The organism is Microbacterium sp. KNMS (assembly GCF_053851835.1).
In genome coordinates, this window is record NZ_JBSQBP010000012.1 from 50692 (window position 1) to 69823 (window position 19132).

A 19132-nucleotide genomic window follows, 5' to 3' on the forward strand; every position below is an offset into this window, starting at 1 on the left:
GATACCGCACACGCTGCGGCGGACGGGGATGCACCCCTGTCCGCCGCAGCTCTGTCTCCGCTCAACCCGCGGGCAGGATGCGGCGAAGCGCCTCGACGTCGCCCTCGATCGCGACACCCGCGGCCGCGGCGCGCTCGAGCGGCAGCGCACCCTGGACCAGTCCGACAAGAGCTGCCCCTGGACCCTTCACGACGGCGTCCGGAGTCCGCCCGCCATCGCACGGACCGACGCGGACCGTGCCGTCACCGACGAGCACGTCGAACCCGTCCGCCGGATCGCCGAATCGCACGCACCCAGCACCTCGCTTCGGCTGACTGTCGCGCAGCAGGTGCGCCGCCGGCATGCTCAGCCAGTGCATCTGGAAGATCGCGTCGGCGGGCGCATCGCGCACGGTCGGCGCTCCCCATTTCAGCAGCTCGCGCACGACCCCCTCGAGCGCCCGTCCGCGTTCGGTGAGGATGTAGTCGCTCCGCGGCATACCCCGCTCGCGTCGCAGCACACCTTCCCCCTCCAGGTCGCGCAGGCGCTGGGTGAGCAGATTCGGTGCGAGACCGGGCAGGCCCGCCTGCAGGTCGCGGAATCGGGCACGACCCCGGATGAGCAGCTCGCGCACGATCAGCAGCGTCCAGCGATCGCCGACCACATCCAGAGCACGCGCAACCGCACACAGCTGGCCGTATGACTTCACGGAACCCTCTTGACTTCGAGAAAGATCACTTGAGAATTTATAGTAACTCGACTCGGGAGGTTCCCCATGATCGTCTCCAGCGACGCGCCGCGTGTCCTGCAGGAGTACTACGTCGTGCTCACGTCCGGCGCCGATGCCTATGACCATGGCGACGCGCTCCGCCCGCTCCTCTCCGACCATCTCGACTTCACGGGATCACTCGCCGGCCACATCCCCGATGCCACGGAGGGCTTCCTCCAGGGCGCCCTGGGCTTCGTCGCGACGGTGCAGGGAATCGAGCTCGTCCAGGAGGTGCATGGCACGGGCGGCTCCGCCGTCCTCTACGACGCGACGATGCCGGGCGGCGTGGTGCGCATCGCCGAGTTCTTCACGCTTCGCGACGGCGTCATCGATCGGCTGCAGCTGCACTACGACGGCCAGGACTACCTCGCAAAGGGCGGGCGCTGACAGTGGCTGCCGCCGAGCGACCGGCGCGAGATGCGCTCGCGGCGCGCATCCGCGAGCTCCTCGACGGGCGCGTGGTCCGCGAAGTGTCGATGTTCGGCAGCCGCGCGTTCATGGTCGACGAGCGGATGGCGGTGACGGCCGGCAAGGACGGGGAGCTGCTGGTTCACGTCGCACCGAGCCGTCATGCGGAGCTGATCGAGAGCACCGCCGCCGAGCAGGCCTTCATGGGCGAGCGGACGATGGGACCCGGATGGCTGCACGTCGCGCCGGAGCACGTGCAGGCGGAGGACGCCTTGCAGTTCTGGGTGGACGTGAGCCTGGAACGAGCGGGCTGACGTCCACGCGACAGCGTGGCGGGGCCTCGCGCGCAACGCGGACGAGGCCCCTGCGCTCTGCGAGGCGCGGTTCAGCTCGCGGATTCGCGACGGTGAACTCGTGGATTCGCGACACTTAACTCGCGGATTCGCGGCACCCAGTTCGTAGCCTTGCGGGTTGTCCTCGACGCGACAGGCGGCGGGCGGGGATCTCCCCCGCCCGCCGCCACGTCAGCGCGCGTCGACCAGTGTGAGCACACCGCCCTCGACCCGCAGCTCTGGCTGGTAGCCCTCCGGCAGCCCCGTGACCTCGAGCGCCGGAAGCGCGCCCGGGAACTTCGCGGCCTCGATGAGCGGCAGCTCTGCCGGCACCTCGGCCAGCGCCGACACGTCGACCGCGAGCGTGCCGCGCAGCTTCGCCTTGCCATCGACCGAGAGGGCGGGAGCGGACGCGTCCTCGATCGTGAGCGCGAGCGTCGCGCCCTTCTTCTGCGTGAGCTCCCCGCCGACCTCGAGCGTGCCATCCGCCTGCTCGCGGACGACGCCGCTCTGCAGCTCGACGTCGGCCGTGCCGAGCGCGGTCGCGGTCGTCGCGACGAGCTCGCCGCCCTTCACGCGCACGCCGCCCGTGAAGGAGTTCTCGCCCGCGAGGATGAGCGTGCCCGTGCCGTCGAGCGTGAGCGACCCCGCGCCGTCGATGTCGTTCCGCCACACGTCCACCGCACCGTAGCCATCCGCCGTCGCGTCGAGCGAGACGGCGACGTCGCGGTCGAACGCGCCGAAGCCGTTCGCGGCGGCGAAGAGGTTGAGCCGGCCCCAGCCCTCGGCGTCATCCGCGACGGGGAGACCCGACTCGAGCGCGGTCGAGTAGAGCACCCAGCGCAGCTGCGCGTCGTCGAGGTAGGGATAGCGCGTGCGGATGAGCTCCTCGGCGCCTTCCGGCACGACCGGCGCGACGCCCGCCTCGCCGACGGGGTCGAGGCCGAACGTGGTGTTCGCGAGGTACTCCGCGAGGCGCGCCTGGTACGCGTCGCGGTCGGTGTCGAGATCGAGCTCGGCGTCGAGCGCGGTGTCGGCGTCCGCCGTGGCCTCGGCGATCAGCCCGGCGTTCTCGTCGTCGGCGAGGGTCGCCGCGGCGAGGCCCGTCGCGAGGATGCGGCCGCCGATGATGTCGAGCGCCGAGTGCATCCCGGCCTCGGCACGGCTGTAGCCGAGGTCGGACGCCTGCAGCAGGAGGTCGTCGTAGTGCTCGGGCACGGCCGTGGCGAGCGCGATGCCCGCGAGGAAGGCGGCATTCGTATGCCCGCTCGGGAATCCGCCGTCCGAAGCGGCCTCCGCCTCGGGCTTCTTGACCGGCTCGAGCTCGGGCACGAGCACGACGTCGTCGCTCCAGCGGAACGGGCGCATGTACTGGTAGTACTCCTTGGCGCGGTTCGAGGTCGCCCACGGCCCGCGCACGGTGTTCACGAGCTGCACGACGCTGCCGAGCTCGGAGTCGACATCGGCCCAGGCGCCGTTGTCGTTGCCGCGGTCGTCGTACTTGGTCGTGAGCGCGTCGGCGGGGATCTCGTCGGGGATGGTCGTGCCCGCGTTCGCGAGGTCGCGGAACTCCTGCGCGTCCTCCTCGAGGCCCTCGATCATCGAGTAGCTCTGGTGGCGGCGGTCGGCGAGGTAGGCGGCATCGGCTTCCTCGCCGGTGCGGTTCTGCGTGATCCGCTCGATCGCGGCGATGTTCTGCTCATGCACCCGGGCGTTCAGGACCGAGCCGTCGTTCCAGGTGGTGCCGGGCGTCCAGTACTCGAGCATCTCGGAGAGCACGCCGATCGCCGGGTTCGTCTCGGGCGTCGTGAAGTCGGTCGTGTTCTGGCGGTACGTGTCGACGAACGCGCCGTACGCCGCCGCGCGCGGCTCGATGGCCGACGCGTCGACGAGGTCGTCGTCCTTCGCGGCGAAGGCCGGCTGCGCGAAGGCCGGGCCGACGAGGAGCGGGAGGAGCACAGCGCAGGCGACGGCCTTGCGACGAGGGAATGCGGATGGCACGGATCTTCCTTCCTGAGTCCGTCGGGTCGGACTCGCGGCGGGCGCGGTCGGATGGCCGCGGAGGGGATGCCGGAAGGCTCGCGGATGGCGGTGAACGGTCGGGAAACGCCTTCCCCGGTCTCGGGCCGACACTCTCACCCATGAGCGGGCCTCCCGACCCAACCGCCACGACCGGGGCAGAGCTACCCTGGCCCGCATGAGCAGGAGCACGCTGTGACCATCGACGAGTTGGCTGAGACCGTGCTCGACGACGAGAGCCGCGCCCGGTGGCGCGAGGTCAGCGGCGAACTCGCGGAGCTCGGCCCGGAGGCGTTCGGCGAGAAGTACCCCGATCTCGACGATCCGTTCGAGGATGACGGACCGACCGCCATCCAGCTGCTCCTCAGCGTGGGGCAGGAGGCCGGCACGATCGTATGGCTCGACTGGTCCGGCGAGGAGTATCTCGGCGCGACCCGCGCTGCTCTGACACGCGCGTGCGCTCGCCTCGGGTTGGCGGCGCCCGCGTGGGACGACGAGACCGAGAGTCGGATCCTCCATCATCTCGGCGACCGGCTCGAACGCGGCGGCTTGCTGCCGCCGCTTCTGGTGTCGATCGACGAGCAGCTCGCGGCGCGGGGCATGCGTCTGCTGCTCATCGACATCGACTCCGACAGTCACCAGCTCGTGCCCGTTACCGCCGACCTGTTCGCCCGCGTGGTCGGAGGCGAGGGAGACGGGTTCACGCTGCGATCAGCGGGCGGGACCTGACGGCTTTGGCTGCCAGTGGTGCACCAGGCTCGCTGGAGGTACACTTCCGTCATGCCGACCTCGCTCCCACGCATCCAGGTGACCGTCACCGATGCGGTCGCGCACGCCCTTGAGACAGCTCGACGGAACTGGCCCACCGCGTCTCGCAGTGAGCTGATCGCGCGGCTCGCCGTCGAGCGCGCACAGGAGATCGAGTCGCAGCGGGAGACGTCGCGTCAACGACGCCGCCAGGCGCTCGCGCGACTTCGCGGCACGTTCGACGAGGCGTATCCAGCCGGCCATCTCGATGATCTGCGCGAGGACTGGCGCGAATGATCGTCCTGGACGCGAGTGTCGTGATCGCATACGCGGCGAAACACGACGCTGCGCACGAGCGCGCCCGGAGAGTCGTCGAAGAGAGCGACGACACCTTCGCCATGCACGCCGTGACGATCACCGAGTGCCTCGTCGGCCCAGCCCGAATCGGTCGAGCTGAGGACATGCTCGCCCTCCTCGAAGCCATGGAGATCTCTCGCGTCGACCTCGATGAGAACGCGCCGCTTCGAGTGGCCCCGCTGCGCGTGGAGACAGGTTTGAAGCTGCCTGACGCCTTCGTGCTCGACGCCGCGGCTCAGCTGGGCGCGGCGCTGGCGACGTTCGACGACAGGCTCGCCGCTGCCGCAGAGGCACAACAGGTCCGCCTCGTGCGAGGATCCGCCACCCCGTGAAACGGCACGCGGCATCCCCGACCGGATGCTCCTACCCCGCGAGGTCCTTCCGCCACTCCGCCGCGAGGTACTCCAGGTCGCCCCAGCCCGTCGGATGCCGCGTGACGGTCTCGAGCGCATAGCCCGACTCCGCGAGCGCCCGCGCCTGGGGGTCGCGCGGAGCCGCCTCGCCGCCATCCGCCGCCGGGATGACGTCGCCCTCCGTATCGCGGCGATGCAGGCTCACCGCGCGGACCGCCGCGAACCAGTGCGCCCGCGCCTGCTCCTCAACGGCCTTGATGAGCATCGCCTCGAGGATGCCGGCGTCGCGACGCGGCACGAACACGCTGATGCTCGCGAGCGCTCCCCCGTCGGCCGGCGCCATGAACTGCGCGGCGCCCGCGGCCCGCCCGGCGATGCGCGCGAGCAGCGGGACGCACGTCGCGCCGCGCAGCCGGTCGAGCGCGTCGGCAGGCTTCTGCGCGCCGACACCGGCGCCGCTCTGCTCCCGCATGACGGTCGCGGCGACCTCGAGGTAGTCGAGGAAATCCCGCGCGTCGCGCGCGTCGACGGTGTCCGGCAGCGTCACGGGTGCGATCTCGACGGCGATCATCCGGGTCATCCTGCCAGGAGAGAAGCGGATGGCACGGCGCACGCGCGCGGGACGCCGAACGTCAGGCCCGGCCGTCCCACTCCCACGGGTCGAGCACTATTCGGCGACGCGCGGTTCCGGCGATGGCCGGAAGAGCTCGGAGACGACGTTCGTGTCGAGGATGATCACTCGAAGTCCACCGCTCGCGCGAGGTCGTCCCGCGTGGGAATACGCAGATCGTCGACGCCGAGCTCTGAGCTGCGCCGTCCTCGCCGCCGCGGCGTCGAGGTGCTGACGCCGTCGACGACAGCCCGGCGACGGCTTCATTCAGTCATCGAGCAGGACAAGTCCTGGCGCCCCCGCGAAATGCTTGCGGTTTCCGGTCAGGAGCGGGAGTTCCTTCGCAATCGCACACGCAGCGATCCAGCGGTCGCCGACATGCCGGCTCTTATCTCCCAGCGGATGTCCCATGCGCTTAGCCGCGCTAAGCAGTTCTGCGTATGACTCCACGACGTCCCTGTCGATGTCGACTGTCGGCGTTGCGTCCAGCTCACGGCGGACCATGCCGAGTCGGGCTTCTCCCCAGCCGACGAGAAGCGCTCCGCTCAGCACCTCCGCGCGAGTCTGGAACGCGATCAGCGGCCTGCGTCCTGTGAGGGCGGTCCGCCATCGTTCCACGGGATGCGCTTGCTTCGCCACGATCCGCGAAGGCGTGATGTAGAGCGCGCTGAAGACATCCGTGTCCAGCAATGCCGCCCGCACCCCCACCGGTCAGCGCCCGATCGCCTCGAAGAACGAACGGACCTCATCGTCGGTCAGGTCCGTTATCCCCCCCATCACCGGGCCGGCTGCGCTCGACAGAATCTCTTCCAGGGGCACTGCATCGCGAACACCCGCGTCGGCGGGCAGCGGCTGCGCTGGTTCGATCTTCGGGAGGTAGATCCGCGAAAGACGGCCTTTCGCATCGAGTTCCGGATAGCCGGTGACCGAAACGTACTCATTGAGCAGCCGCCCGACCTTGGCATCATCCTCGACGTCGATGAGCGCGATCTTGTGCTCCAGATCGTCTGTGACCTGCAGCCGATGGCTGTCGAGATTCACAGCGCGGAGGCGACCGACGAATGTGACCACGTCGGCCTCGATGTCCGCTACCTGCCAGGTCTCCCTGTGCGTGGATGCTGTCGAGAATATCGTCCGGACGTCGCCGTCGACCGCGAACTCCACCTCCTCTGCCGCGCCTTCGAGCGCCGCCCGGAGCTTTCCCGTGGCGATAGCGAGCGTGGTGGGCATCCACGCTGGGCGCTCGTCCCGCGCGATGGATTTGACCAGGGCTTCGAACTTCTCGTCGAACGCACGCTCTTCGTCGAGATCGAAATCGAGAGCACCCGCTCTGCCAGTCAATCTGTGAACAAGCACGCGCGTACTGCCTGAAGCAAGTCCGATGGCGAGACTGGCGATCTCCCTGGTGCGCTTCCCGGGTCGGCCGATCGGCTCAGCCTGCATCTCGCGACGGCTCAGTTTGGTCGCGACCTCCTTGAGGCTCTGCGCAAGCGCGATGAGGTCATCGGCCTCGAGTTCACCGCTGGGAGCCGTTCCGCCGATCAGTCGGAACTCGAACTCTGCTGCCAAGGGGATCACCTCCGAAGGTCAACCCTGGTCTTCAGATCAGGTTAGATCCACCCGCAGACATTTCTCATCGCGCCGGAGACGACAAAGGCAGGAAGCTCGAACGCCTCCTGCCACCTTCAGGATATCGGCGGCCCAGGGGCTTGCCGCAAGGCCCCCGGCGCGGAGCAGAATGGTCCGCCGCGCCGGAGATTCCGGCGCGGGAGGGGGCGGCACATGTACGACGTGATCATCATCGGCGGCGGCCCGACGGGCATGATGCTCGCAAGCGAGCTGCGCCTCCACGACGTCAGCGTGCTTGTCCTCGAGCGCGACGCGGAGCCAACCCGCCTCGTGCGATCACTCGGGCTCCACGCGCGCAGCATCGAGATCCTCGATCAGCGCGGGCTGCTCGAGCGCTTCCTCGAGCACGGCACGAGGTACCCCGGAGTCGGGCGCTTCGCGGGAATCGACAAGCCGCAGCCTGCCGACCTCGACACCGCGCACGGGTATATCCTCGGCATCCCCCAGCCGATCACCGACCGCCTGCTCGCCGAACGCGCCGCTGAGCTCGGCGCCGACATCCGCCGCGGCATCGAGGTCGTCGGCTTCACACAGGGTGAGGATGGCGTCACGGTCGAGCTCGCGGATGGCACGAGGGTGCGCTCCCGGTGGATGGTCGGCTGCGACGGCGGTCGCAGCCTCGTGCGCCGTGCGCTCGGCATCGGGTTCCCCGGTGAGGCCGCGACGACGGAGTGGCTGCTCGGCGAGATCGAGATCACGGCGCCGGCGGATGAGGTGGCCGTGATCTCGGACGAGGTGCGCCAGACGCATCGCGGGTTCGGCATCGGCCCAACACCGGATGGCCACTTCCGCGCGGTCGTGCCGCGGCATCCGTCTCGGACGACCGCACCGTGCCCCCGACGCTCGACGAGTTCCGATCACAGCTCCGCGCCTTCGCCGGGACGGACTTCGGCGCCCACTCCCCCATCTCGGGAGATGGGGGTCCTCGCCCTCGTCGATGCGTTCGACATTTAGGACGAGGGCTCACGAAAGGGTTGGCACTCGGGGACCGGGTCATGCTCGCCGTCAACGACGCCCACGCCGCGTTCACCCACACCAAAGTCGTCGAAGGCCTTATCCGACGGGCGGGGCTCCATTACCCCAACGCGGACCTCCGCCGGGTCGACATGCTCGAACGGCGCGGCCTCGACAGGGCTGTGATCGCCCAACTTGCCACCCACCAGTTCATCACCCGGCACATGAGGGTCGTGTTCCAAGGGTTCACCGGCTCCGGGGAAGTCCTACCTCGGCTCGGCGCTGGCGAAGCAGGCGTGTCAGCAGCGCTACCGGGCGCACTACGTCCGCATGCCCGGCCTCGAATAAGCCTGAGCCGCGGCCGGTATTGACCGGAGACGTGCACTAGAAGCCGTAGAGATGTTGGCGAGCGTTGAATGCGGCTGGCCCTCCTTCGAGTACGTTCTCGACGTGCGAACGAATGGCCACGTCGTCCAATGATCCAACCCCGTCCACTGCAGTTCGGCCGTTCTGACCATCGCCTTCGAGCGCGACGATCAACTCGGCGTCACCGAGCACTGGAACGTTCGCGTTATGGGTGCTCGCGATGATCTGACGCTTCCCCTTGAGGCCGCGGAGGTTGCTAACGATGCCGTCGTAGACGAACCGGTTGTCGAGGTCGTCTTCAGGCTGGTCAATGATCAGCGGCGCGCTAGACGCCCCGAGCAGGAGCAGAAGTAGCGCCGTCGCCCGCTGACCCTTGGAAAGGTCGTCCATCCGCTTGAACTCGCGAGTTCCAGAACCGGCCTGGACATCGAGCTGCACCTCGACGGCTTGCCCGACGGACAGCTCCTCGAGCTGTCGAAGGAGTGGTTCTCCCGCTGCGAGCAGTGCTCTCCCCTGTGCCCCACTGATCGAGAACCGCGCGCTCAGCTCCGCCTCTCCCTTTCGAGCAGCCTCCACGAGGGCTCGGGTCGAGAACCCATCCTGATCGATCGCCGCCATGATGCGTGTGCGTTGGCCAGCTATCGACTGCTCAATGAGTGCCTTGATATGGCCACGGTCCTTCGCAGCAATGGGCTTCACGATTACAACCCCGCCCGTCGCGGCGTTTGCCGCGCGGACTGCTTCTGTCAGAGCCTTTGCTCGCGCGTTTTCGTGATCGGCGAGCGCTTGGAGGAGACCCTTCCGTTCCGAGGTAAGACTCTCAATCGTCTTTGCAATGCCGGCACGACGCGACTCCTTCGCCTTCAGGTCGTCCAGTGCCTTCTTCGTCACAAGGTACTTGGTTGGATCGAGGCCCTCTTCCACGAGCTTCCGAAGAACTTCAGCGTGCTCATCTCGCTGTTCGCGAACCGCGTCAGTCCAAACAGTTTCCGCACTGCTGATCGCGGCCTCGGCGTCCCGAAACGCCTGGCGAGCTTCGAACGCGAGGTCGCCCAGCTTCTTCGCTAGTGCGCCAGATGCCTCCTCCGCACGCTTCAGGATCTCAGCTTGCGGAGAATCATCGATGTTCTCGAATGCCGCCCCCACCTTCGCAATCAACTGATCGTCCGTAAGTGTGGTGAGTGCGTCCTGCGCGGAGACAACCCGGGCTTTGGCCTCCTTGAAGACGGCCTCGTCTTGGTTCAGACGCGTCACTTCCGTGAGCCGCGTAGGTACGTCGGTGTCCGTATAATGCTGGACTTGCTCCTTGAGCCGAGGAATATCAGACAGCTCGTCCTCAAGCTGAGCTCGGCTATCCTCTGCGCGACTCAGCTTCTCGCGGTTCTCTTTGAGCTTGGAAAGGGTGTCGATGTGCTCTGCACTAAAGTCGCCGTTTCCCTGGAAACGCTGTAACATGCTCGCAACCTTCGAGCTATCGGTCGTCAATTCCGCGAGTTCATGTTGCCCAAAGATTTCAACGTTCGCGATCACGTCAACCGGCTGAAGATTTGTGACGGTACCGCTCTCATCCTTCACGACCGGCAAGTTGTTGACGGATCGCTCGACGGTGAATGTGCGCACCGACGGTGACGTGGTTTCGACGAGCAGCTTCACGACGGTGCCCGACTTGAGGACACCGCTGATGATGCCATCATGATCACGTTTCGCCTCTGCTCCGATGGGCGTGAGACCAAGGACGAACCGAAGGCTCTCAATGGCGGTCGACTTTCCGGTTCCTCGTCCGCCGATGAGCGTGGTGAGGTCGGTCGAAAGCGGGATTGTCACACCGTCGAGGAAGCCACCGGTCCATGATATTTCCTTCAGGGTGGGGCGCGCTTCAGTCGCTGGGTCGACAAGTGAGACTCGGGTCTCAGGAGTTCGAACGGCAAGCTTGAGGCTGTCCACCGATAGGCGGCTGACCTTGAACCAGCAGCTTGCGCCCTGACTCTGGAGGGCCGAGGGCTTCGTTACGTCATCGGCATAGATTGCAGCGAGCGGGTGAGCTCTGTCATAAGGCCTGGTGCCGTTGAGGATCGCGTCCTGATCCGTACCGTCAGCCTGGCTTGGGGTGATGCCGAGAGCATGTAGATCGGGATGCTTGATCTTGGTAACGAGAGGCTGTCCACCGCGGCCAGTCAGAAGGCCACTGTTCGGGACGTTGACGTGAGCAGGAATCACGAGCGCGCCCTGCGTGGTCATCTTCTCGAGGATGTCGGCGAACGACGCGCCGGTTGTCCCATTGGCACAGCCAGGCGCCGCGCCACACATGCCGATCGCGGCGTTTATCGTCGACGCGCTGGTCCCCGCCTCAAAGATCACTAGGACATGGATGCCCTCGTCGGAGTTTGCTTCGAAGCCGGGAAGGCCGACGATGCCTCGATCAGATGCGTCGCGGATGAGCTGAAGCGCGGAGTCGACCTTCCAGTGATCCGTGACCGCGAACAGCTCGATGCCCTGTGCTTCGCATTCGTCAAGCAGCGCTTCGTTGTATTCGGCCTCCGAGTTGTACGTCGCCGAAGGCGCGTTCTTACCCTCGTACGCATATGGGTTTACCTGAAGCGCTGCTCGCACCCATCGCGCACCTACCCTGCTGACACTAGTCACAGCTTCCAGCTCCCCGGCACCGACACCGCGTAGTCCGGCACACCGATCGCTTGGAAGTGCTGCTTCGCGGACTTGATCTTCGCGTTCTCCGTCGGTCGGCGCTTGATCTCGTCTTCGGTACTCTTCGTCTCTCGGATCATGTAGACGCGCTCCTCGCCGTCCTCGTGCTTCACGATCGCCCAGTCCGGGTTGTAAGGTCCGACCGGGGTGTCGATCTTGAACTTGTCGGGCAGCTTCATGAAGAACTTGATGTCCTCTCGACCGTCGAGCAACTCAGCGAACTGCCGCTCCGGATCCGAGTCGTAGATGACGTAGTCGAATGTCGACTTGTCGGCGTTCTCGAGCTCGTACATCTGGTCGAGGAAGCGCTCCTTCTCCTCCTCGCCGTCCCTACGAAGCTCACGCAGCTCGTAGACCGATCCTGCGATCTTCTCGTACTGCACCCCGTCCACTACGAGCTTGGCGAGCTCGGTCTGCATGATGCGCTTCGCCATGGCGATGAAATCGTTCGGGTTCGAGATGAACTCACCCAGCCGACCACTGCCGATGAGGATATCCACGATGGTCTTGCGAGTGAGGGAAGTAGCCTCCTGCAACTCCCCGATGATGTCGGGCAGGTCGTAGCTGCCTCGGAGCTCCTGCTGGCGAGGTGAGCGGATCTCGGACCCCCTTGCGCCACCACGCAACACCTTGATTCCTGCGCGAGTGACCTCGATGCGCAGCGGATCGATCTTCGGTGCGGCCTTGATCGCCTTGACCGAGTTCTCGATGATCTTGTCGCGCTCCACCTCGACGCGGTACGTCGTGCGGCGGCTGATCGTCTCCCAGAAATGCTCGAACTCCGGGTTCGCGAACAGTTCCTTGTTAAGCGTGCGGGAGTGGCGCTTGGTCTTCGACTTGACGTACTTCCCGATGTTGGCGCGCCCGATCAACTCGATGACGAACGACTCAGCCCACGCGAGATCGACGGGCAGGTTGAGGGTGAAGTCGAGCGTGTTGGGCTGGAACTTCGGCTGCACGACGCCGTCCTTGTCGATGAGCTTCTGTGAGAGCAGGTGCTCCCAGATCGACACGGATCCCTCGTAGCCGAGGTTCTCATCGGTGAGCGATCCGTCCGCGTTCTGCAGCGGGATCTTCGAGAACTCCGCCTTGCGCACACGCCCGATCTCGACGCCCGCGTCCTTGTACTCCTTCTGGAGCGCTTCAGCGAACTGCTTATACGACTCGTTTGCCACCACGGTCAGCGTCGCGATGCCGCGGTCAGCCACACGCTCGTAGCCGCCCTCGCTCCTTGCGACAGGCAGGCGCAGTCCACGCCCGAGGGTCTGACGGCGCTCCGTCTCAGCGCCCATCTCCCGCAGCGTGCAGATTTGGAAAACGTTCGGGTTGTCCCAGCCTTCACGCAGGGCGGAATGGCTGAAGATGAACCGCACGGGTTCTTTCTCGTCGAGCAGGCGCTCCTTGTCCTGCATGATCAGCTCGTAGGCGTCGTCATCGGCCTTCGTGGTGCCGGACGTGTCCTGGAACTTGTCGACCGCACCCTTCTTCCCTTTAAGCACAGAGAAGTAGCCACGTCGCAACTCGGCCGGATCCTGCGGGAGCAGTTCCTGCCACTGTGGCGACTCGGCACGCTCTTCACGGAATAGCTCGTCGAACCACTGCACGAACTGACCGTTCGCGTCGTTGTTGTTCGAGCCGTCGCCGAGGAAGCTCTCCACCTTGTCGATGAAGAACAGGCTGAGCACCTTGATGCCTCTAGGGCGCAGCTGCTTCTCTTTCCGGAGGTGCTCCTTGATCGTCTCGCGGATCATCGCCTTATAGATCGCGCCCGACGATCCGCCGATGCTCTCGCCCTGGTGTAGGTAGCCGTGAAATGTCAGATCGACATAGGCGGGTTCGATGCTCATCTCGTTGATACGCCAGCCGTCATACGCTGCGTTGTCCGTCAGGCGAGGATCAGACAGCTCCTGGTTCTGCTTGACGTTCACCACCCGGCGCTCAAGTGAGCCGTCCGCCTTGCGGCAGGACAGCTCCAGCCGAGCAACCCAGCCCTTGTCGTTCTTGACCTCGACCAGCTTGATGTACGGCGTCGCATCGGCACCCTGCTGCTGCACGTCGGCCACCACGATCTGCTTCACCAGACCGAGGTCGTGCGCGTCGACCGGATCGAGTCGGTAGACGACGTTGCGGAGCTTCTTGTGCGTCGCGCTGTAGCGCAACGTGAACACCGGGTCGAGCTCACTCACGGCCGACTGAGAGAGCAGGGACTCCATGTTCTGCGGCTCGTCCATGATGACGACCGGATGCGTCGCCTTCAGGTAGTCGATCGGCTTGAGACCGTTCAGCTTGTCGCGCGTCTGGTGGATGATGCGCGTATTCGCATTGCCACGGATCGAGTCGATCGTCATAACCATGATCTGCACGTTGGTAGACGTCGCGAACGACTGCACCTCCTCAGCCGTCTTACCGCTGTAGACCGACGAGTCGAAGGTGATGTTGCGCTTCTTGTACAGGTCCTCGAAGTGCGAGCGCATGAGGCGAATGCTCGTGTTCACGCCCTCGCGGATCGCGACGCTCGGCACCAGGATGACGAACTTCGTGAAGTTGTACTGTGCGGCCAGCTCGAAGATGGTGCGGAGGTACACGTACGTCTTGCCCGTACCCGTCTCCATCTCGATATCAAAGTCCAGGCCAGAGTCATCGAACAGCTTCGAGGCAACCTCGAGGCCGTTCTTGTCCTGCACGCGTTGCAGGTTGGCCAGCACTGTGTCGCGGTCGAGCACCAGGCGGTTACCGACTGCGCCGACCTCCTGAGTCAGATCGAGGTCGAGCGCCGCGTTGTCGGTCTCGTCGAGCGCAGCCACCTGGCCGCGCAGCGTTGTCTCCAGCTTCTCGACGTCCTTCGGCTGGCCGTCGAACAGGTCGACCACAGACTTGATCGCGTCGAGCTGATACGGCTGGCTGGCGTCGAACTTGAATCCGCTACTCGCTGTGCTATCGCCCATGATCAGGCCGTCCAGAGCTCGATACCCTTGCTCTTGCAGAGCTGGGCAAGGTTGGTCTTGAGCTGATCATCACCCTGAAAGGCATCCTCGAGGAGGATCAGGCGCGTGGGGTCTTCATCTACAACGGCGCGCAGCTGCTCAAGTGTCGGCTTGACGTGTTCGTTTAGGTAGGCGAGCACGATGCCATCACCCACCGAACGCAGGTTGAGGCCGGCGACGTCGACCGAAGCGGTTCGTTCGGTCAGCGAGTAGCCCTGCTTGAGGAGGAGCTCCGTGAGCAGGTCATCGGCCGAAGCGCCGTCGGCACTACTCGACTCTCGAAGATCGAAGAGGTGCTGCTCAAGTTGGTTGCGGTCAACGTCGCTCGAGATCTTCCACTTCGAGAAGTTCGTCTCCGTGAGCACGAACGCTCTGAACCCTGAATCGAGCACCTGCCCTGGAGCCAGATCGGCGGAAACTGCTTCTCCCGCACGTCGTAGCCGCTCGCGGGAAATCTCTGCGATCGTCTCGAATCCGGCATCGCGTGCCACGGAGCCAGCGGGCGTCGGCTCGGGAAGTTGTACCGCAATCCATCGACGAGCAGCTCCATCTCGGAGCTGCGCCAGCCATGCCGCATGAGCTGCACTTCCGGACCCGGCGAAGAAATCGAGCACGATGTCACCATCCCCGCTGCCGGCTTGAATGAAGTCGGCAAGCAGGAAGGGCGACTTTGGCGCCTGAAAAATCTTCCCTGTGCCACCGAACAAGTCGTTGAACGCACGCTGTCCGGAATCAGTCGTATGTTCCTTCTCGGCGAGAAGCGACTTCAGCTTTCGCCGTGCACCCTCGGCATACTCCTTAACGAAAATCTGCATGCGACCACCCGCCACACGCCCGATGAGGGCCTCCGACTCAGCGGCAGCTTTCGGTCGCCCCCACGTCCAACAGCCCTCGAAACCATCGTTCCAGACAGGAAAGACCTCGGTACGATCAGCAGATTCTTCGGTGTACACCGCGCCGGTCGAGTCGACATAGAGCGGATAGTAGAGATTCGGCCTATTGAAGCGTCCAAACTCGCGATGCGAGTTGCGCAGGCCGAGCGTTCGATACATTCCGCGCTCGTCTTCATACGGATACTCAGCTTCCAACTGCTCGCGTGGCTTCGCTATCGACAATGCGCCGCTCGGGAGCTCCCGCTTTGAGTAAACCAGTACGTACTCGTGATTTGTCGCAAAGTGCTTATCCTGCGCCCTGCCGCGCGGATTGTTCAAGACCGCCAGCTGCGCGATGAAGTTCGATTCCCCGAATACTTCATCAAGCATCTGACGCAGATGTCCGACTTCGTTTTCGTCTATTGACAGGAAGATGACGCCGTCCTCAGTCAACAAGTTCCGCGCGAGCTTCAGTCGCGGGTACATCATATTGAGCCAATTGGAGTGATAGCGCCCCTCAGTGTCAGCGTTGGTTGAAAGCTTTTTGCCCTCTTCGTTGACCTGGCGCGTCCACTGGAGGTAGGTGTCGAGACCCTCCTTGTAATTGTCCGGATAGACGAAGTCCTTCCCGGTGTTGTACGGCGGATCGATGTAGATCATCTTGATTTTGGCGTGGTAGTGCTTCTGCAGGATCTTGAGCACTTCCAGGTTGTCGCCCTCAATAAACACGTTCTTGGTTGTGTCCCAGTCCTTCGAGTTCTCGAAGTCCGGGCGCAGCGTGGCGGTCGTAGGCTCTTGAGCCGCACGCAGGGCGCGCTTTTTACCCGGCCAGAACAGCCCGAAGCGCTCGCTGGCGTCGGCCGCGTCGCCGTCCAGCAGCTCCTTGAGCTTCTCCACGTCCACCTTGCCGTCGGCGATGACCTCCGGCATCAGTTCTGCAAGCTGGGCCGCCAGCTCGGTCTGGAAGTTCGGGGTGGTGGATGGTGTTTCGTGGATCTCTTCGCTCATCAGGTATTTCTCTTTCCTCAGTTGACCAATTTCGATGTCTCTTATGAACACCGACCGTCATGCGACGATGCGCCAACGGATCGCGAACAGATGCTCGGTGTCCTGGGTGCCTTGCAGGGATTGCTCGATCATGTCGAGTTTCTCGTCGATCTCGGCCTGCAGCTTGCGGCGGGCATCGCGGAAGTCATCATCCGCTTCGTCAGCCCGGCGCTCCCACTTGCGGGCCTCGCGCTTGAGCTTGAGCTGCTCCATCGGATCATCCGCCTGTTTCGCCGCCTTGCGGGCTTCCTTCTCCTTGGTGCGGTACTCGCGGATCTTGCCCTCGTGCTCGGCCTTGCGATCCTGCTGGTTCCGATACAGCAGCTCCTCCTGTTGGTCGTAATAGCGGGAGTTGCGGCCCTGGACTTCTTTCTCCAGTTCACCGAGCCGCGCCTTGAGCTGCGGTTCGACCTTCGCGACATCGACCGTCACCGACTGATCGCCAACGTCGAGGCAGGCGAGTTCGAGAATGTCGGCGACATATTCCTCGTCCAGATACTGGCCGTCGTCGGTCATGCCGCCGGAGAGCATGTATGACTCGGAGATGTCCTCGTCGCGAGCCCGCATCGTGAAGGTCAGCAGGTTGACAGTCAGTTCGCCACTCTTACCCTCGAGCGCCTTGACGGAGTTGCTGGCACGCTTCGACTGGCCGAGCGAGAACGTCAGCTCGCGCTGCGGCGTCTCGTGCGCCTTCGCAGTGTCTGCGACGTGCTGCGCGAGCGGGCTGGCGTAGCGATACTGGTGCGCGTTCGGGAGCGGCTTCGACTTGAAGAAGTAGCGGCCCGTCGGCGCATCCTTGGTCGGCGCTTGGTTCAGCACGAACGTGCGGCCGTCGCCCTCGAAGGTCGCGACATCGCGAAGTTCGTGTTGGGTGATCGCAAGCAGGAGACGCTCGAACTTATTGAGCACGTCACCCGACTGCTCGTCGTACGCCTTGAGGCGATCCTGCACGTGCGGGTCGAGGTGATCGAAGACCTTCGCCTTAGCGTTGGCCATCTCGTTCGAGATCTCCCCCGCAAACTGATCCTCGAGCTGCTTGAACGCCACGTCAATCTCGTCGGCCGTCTTGCAGCGGGTGAGGATATCGCTGATCCGCTTCTCGAAGTCGAGGCCGTCCTCCACCGCGCCGAGCACCTCGTCGCTGGCACCGAACACACTCGAGAAGAGCTGGAACTTGTTCGTCAGCAGCTCGAGGATGCGCTGCTCGGCGATGTTGCCTTTGTTACTGAAGTTCACGACGACGACGTTGTGCTTCTGGCCGAAGCGGTGCACGCGGCCGATGCGCTGCTCGACGCGCTGCGGGTTCCACGGCAGGTCGTAGTTGACGAGCATCGAGCAGAACTGCAGGTTGATACCTTCAGCCGCCGCCTCCGTCGCGATCATGATCGTGCCCTGCTCGCGGAAATAGTCCACGAGCGCCTTGCGGCGATCGACTGCAGGGATGCCCGTGATCAGATCGCTGTCCTTGTTTGCCGTCAGCCACGCCTGATAGATCGCCGTCTGCTCGGGCGACGTGTTCGAGCCGTTGAACAGTACGACGCCCTCGCCGCGACCAGCGTCGGCCAGCGTGCGGGCGATGTACTCCTGCGTCTTCGTCGAGTCAGTGAAGATAATCGCCTTCTCGGCGGCACCCAACTCGCGGAGTCGCTCGAAGCCCATGTCGAGCGCTTCACCCAGCTTGACGGCCTTTTGATTGACGGTGATCGACCGTGCCAGCGCTGCGTACTCGCGAAGCTCATCAACCTCGGCGTGCATGCGCTTGAGGGTCTTTTCGTCGAGCTGCGCACTCCATGCCGGAGCCGTCGTCTCCTCGGCTTCCTCGACGATCTCTTCCTCGAGTTCGTCACCGGCCTCGAAGTCGGCGAGGAACAGCCCGCCGCGGTTGTCACGGCGCTTCCCAGCCGCTACCTCGCCCGCGAGACGGTTCGCGATGTTCTCGAGCGTGCTCGCAACCGCATACGTCGAGGAGCCAAGACGCTTTCGGATGATCAGCGCCGAGAGGTGCCGCTGCGATCCCGCGAACGCGAACAGCTCGTCGCGCTGCAGATAATCGTTGACCAGGTCGTACAGGCGCACCTCGTCCGGCGACGGCGTGAACTCGACCGTAAGGGGCAGGCGTGTGGTGAAGCGGATGTACTTGTTGGCGTCTTTGCGGAGCGTGCGTTTCGAGATCGCCGCCACGCGCTCGACGAGGTCGTCGTCTGCGGTCAGGTCGCGGTTCTTGATATAGCGCTCGCGGAACGCATCGAGAGAGTAGAAGTAGTCGGGGTCGAAGACCGACACCAACCCGTACAGTTCCTCGAGCTTGTTCTGCAGCGGCGTCGCCGTCAGGAGAACTGTCTTGTGCGCGGCGCGAGCGATGTGCGAAACAGCCTCGGCCATCTTCGCCTTGCCGTTCCAATGGCTGCGCAGGCGGTGCGCTTCGTCAGCCACGACCAGGTCCCACGACTTCAGCAGTGAGGTCTCGTGGCGGAGGACGAACTCGTACGAGCAGATGAGCACCTCACCGGCACGTGCGTCGGCCTTTGCGAGCACCGAGCCCTTCGTCTTGGCGTCAAGGATCGTGGAAGGGATGAGGAACTTCTCGTATAGCTCCTGCTTCCACTGCTGACGCAGGCTCGACGGCGCGATGATCAGGACACGGCGCTTGCGCTCTGCCCAGTACTGCGAGATGACGATCCCCGCCTCGATCGTCTTCCCGAGGCCCACCTCGTCAGCAAGGATCACGCCCGGCAGGAACGGCGTCTGCAACGCAAACAGGGCCGCATCGATCTGGTGCGGCTTCGGCTCCACCTGCGCATCGAAGAGCAGACCGGCAAGCTTGCCAACGTGGTCGTTCGCGTAACTGCGCTGCAGCTCGTGCGCGTAGTACTTCGCCTGGTAGTCCGTCAGGGGGTGACTCACGTCACCACTCCACCCGACATCGCACGGCCCCACCTCGTGTCCCGCATTACGTCCTCTGTTTCTGGGTACCCACCCACGCCCCGCCCGCCACGTCCAGGC

At 64.7% G+C, this 19132-nt stretch carries 16 protein-coding genes; 7 read left to right on the top strand and 9 right to left on the bottom strand.

The window, feature by feature from the left end; genetic code table 11:
• Nucleotides 1–61: 61 nt before the first annotated feature.
• Entirely contained in the window at nt 62–688 is a 627-nt protein-coding gene (locus tag ACWXWW_RS09200) for a winged helix-turn-helix transcriptional regulator (protein ID WP_455969692.1), read from the bottom strand.
• 66 nt (nt 689–754) lie between these two features.
• On the opposite strand from ACWXWW_RS09200, the gene ACWXWW_RS09205 reads away from it, so the two are divergent.
• Complete coding sequence (locus tag ACWXWW_RS09205; protein ID WP_455969693.1) at nt 755–1135, top strand: hypothetical protein; 381 nt, start codon at nt 755–757, stop codon at nt 1133–1135.
• Between the two features lie 2 nt (nt 1136–1137).
• Entirely contained in the window at nt 1138–1470 is a 333-nt protein-coding gene (locus ACWXWW_RS09210; RefSeq protein ID WP_271174138.1) for a TfoX/Sxy family protein, read from the top strand.
• A 210-nt stretch (nt 1471–1680) separates the two neighbouring features.
• On the opposite strand, the gene ACWXWW_RS09215 is transcribed toward ACWXWW_RS09210, so the two are convergent.
• On the bottom strand, nt 1681–3489 hold the full coding sequence (locus ACWXWW_RS09215) for a phosphatase PAP2 family protein (protein ID WP_455969694.1): 1809 nt from the start codon (nt 3487–3489) through the stop codon (nt 1681–1683).
• A gap of 213 nt (nt 3490–3702) precedes the next feature.
• Here ACWXWW_RS09215 and ACWXWW_RS09220 point away from each other — a divergent pair, with 213 nt between their 5' ends.
• From ACWXWW_RS09220 to ACWXWW_RS09230, 3 genes are read left to right on the top strand one after another with little or no spacing between them, the layout of a single operon-like run.
• The gene (locus tag ACWXWW_RS09220) at nt 3703–4236 is read left to right on the top strand and encodes a DUF6630 family protein (RefSeq protein ID WP_455969695.1); all 534 of its coding nucleotides are present in this window, start codon (nt 3703–3705) and stop codon (nt 4234–4236) included.
• A gap of 51 nt (nt 4237–4287) precedes the next feature.
• Nucleotides 4288–4551: a hypothetical protein gene (locus tag ACWXWW_RS09225; protein WP_282979909.1), complete on the top strand. Its 264-nt coding sequence runs from the start codon at nt 4288–4290 to the stop codon at nt 4549–4551.
• Entirely contained in the window at nt 4548–4943 is a 396-nt protein-coding gene (locus tag ACWXWW_RS09230) for a type II toxin-antitoxin system VapC family toxin (RefSeq protein WP_455969696.1), read from the top strand. The genes ACWXWW_RS09225 and ACWXWW_RS09230 overlap by 4 nt, the downstream gene beginning before the upstream one ends.
• 31 nt (nt 4944–4974) lie before the next feature.
• Here the strand turns inward: ACWXWW_RS09230 and ACWXWW_RS09235 are convergent, their stop codons facing one another.
• The 3 genes from ACWXWW_RS09235 to ACWXWW_RS09245 all read right to left on the bottom strand — a co-directional run bounded on the left by ACWXWW_RS09235 (nt 4975) and on the right by ACWXWW_RS09245 (nt 7143).
• Nucleotides 4975–5535: a hypothetical protein gene (locus tag ACWXWW_RS09235; protein WP_455969698.1), complete on the bottom strand. Its 561-nt coding sequence runs from the start codon at nt 5533–5535 to the stop codon at nt 4975–4977.
• A gap of 306 nt (nt 5536–5841) precedes the next feature.
• Complete coding sequence (locus ACWXWW_RS09240; protein ID WP_455969699.1) at nt 5842–6264, bottom strand: PIN domain-containing protein; 423 nt, start codon at nt 6262–6264, stop codon at nt 5842–5844.
• Nucleotides 6265–6285: 21 nt separating this feature from the next.
• Nucleotides 6286–7143 carry a hypothetical protein gene (locus ACWXWW_RS09245; protein ID WP_455969700.1) on the bottom strand — a complete coding sequence of 286 codons (858 nt, stop codon included), beginning with the start codon at nt 7141–7143 and terminating at the stop codon, nt 6286–6288.
• A gap of 213 nt (nt 7144–7356) precedes the next feature.
• Here ACWXWW_RS09245 and ACWXWW_RS09250 point away from each other — a divergent pair, with 213 nt between their 5' ends.
• Nucleotides 7357–8157 (top strand): FAD-dependent monooxygenase, encoded by an 801-nt coding sequence (locus ACWXWW_RS09250; protein WP_455969702.1) that lies wholly within the window; start codon nt 7357–7359, stop codon nt 8155–8157.
• A 41-nt stretch (nt 8158–8198) separates the two neighbouring features.
• The gene (locus tag ACWXWW_RS09255) at nt 8199–8528 is read left to right on the top strand and encodes a hypothetical protein (RefSeq protein ID WP_455969703.1); all 330 of its coding nucleotides are present in this window, start codon (nt 8199–8201) and stop codon (nt 8526–8528) included.
• 13 nt (nt 8529–8541) lie between these two features.
• Here the strand turns inward: ACWXWW_RS09255 and ACWXWW_RS09260 are convergent, their stop codons facing one another.
• Genes ACWXWW_RS09260 through ACWXWW_RS09275 form a run of 4 tightly spaced genes read right to left on the bottom strand, consistent with a single transcriptional unit; the run spans nt 8542 to nt 19033 of the window.
• The gene (locus ACWXWW_RS09260; protein ID WP_455969704.1) at nt 8542–11133 is read right to left on the bottom strand and encodes a TrlF family AAA-like ATPase; all 2592 of its coding nucleotides are present in this window, start codon (nt 11131–11133) and stop codon (nt 8542–8544) included.
• 29 nt (nt 11134–11162) lie between these two features.
• Complete coding sequence (locus tag ACWXWW_RS09265; protein ID WP_455969705.1) at nt 11163–14171, bottom strand: restriction endonuclease; 3009 nt, start codon at nt 14169–14171, stop codon at nt 11163–11165.
• 2 nt (nt 14172–14173) lie between these two features.
• Nucleotides 14174–16090, bottom strand: coding sequence for a site-specific DNA-methyltransferase (locus tag ACWXWW_RS09270; protein WP_455969706.1), 1917 nt, complete (start codon nt 16088–16090; stop codon nt 14174–14176).
• Nucleotides 16091–16147: 57 nt separating this feature from the next.
• Nucleotides 16148–19033 (bottom strand): SNF2-related protein, encoded by a 2886-nt coding sequence (locus ACWXWW_RS09275; protein ID WP_455969707.1) that lies wholly within the window; start codon nt 19031–19033, stop codon nt 16148–16150.
• Nucleotides 19034–19132 lie beyond the last annotated feature (99 nt).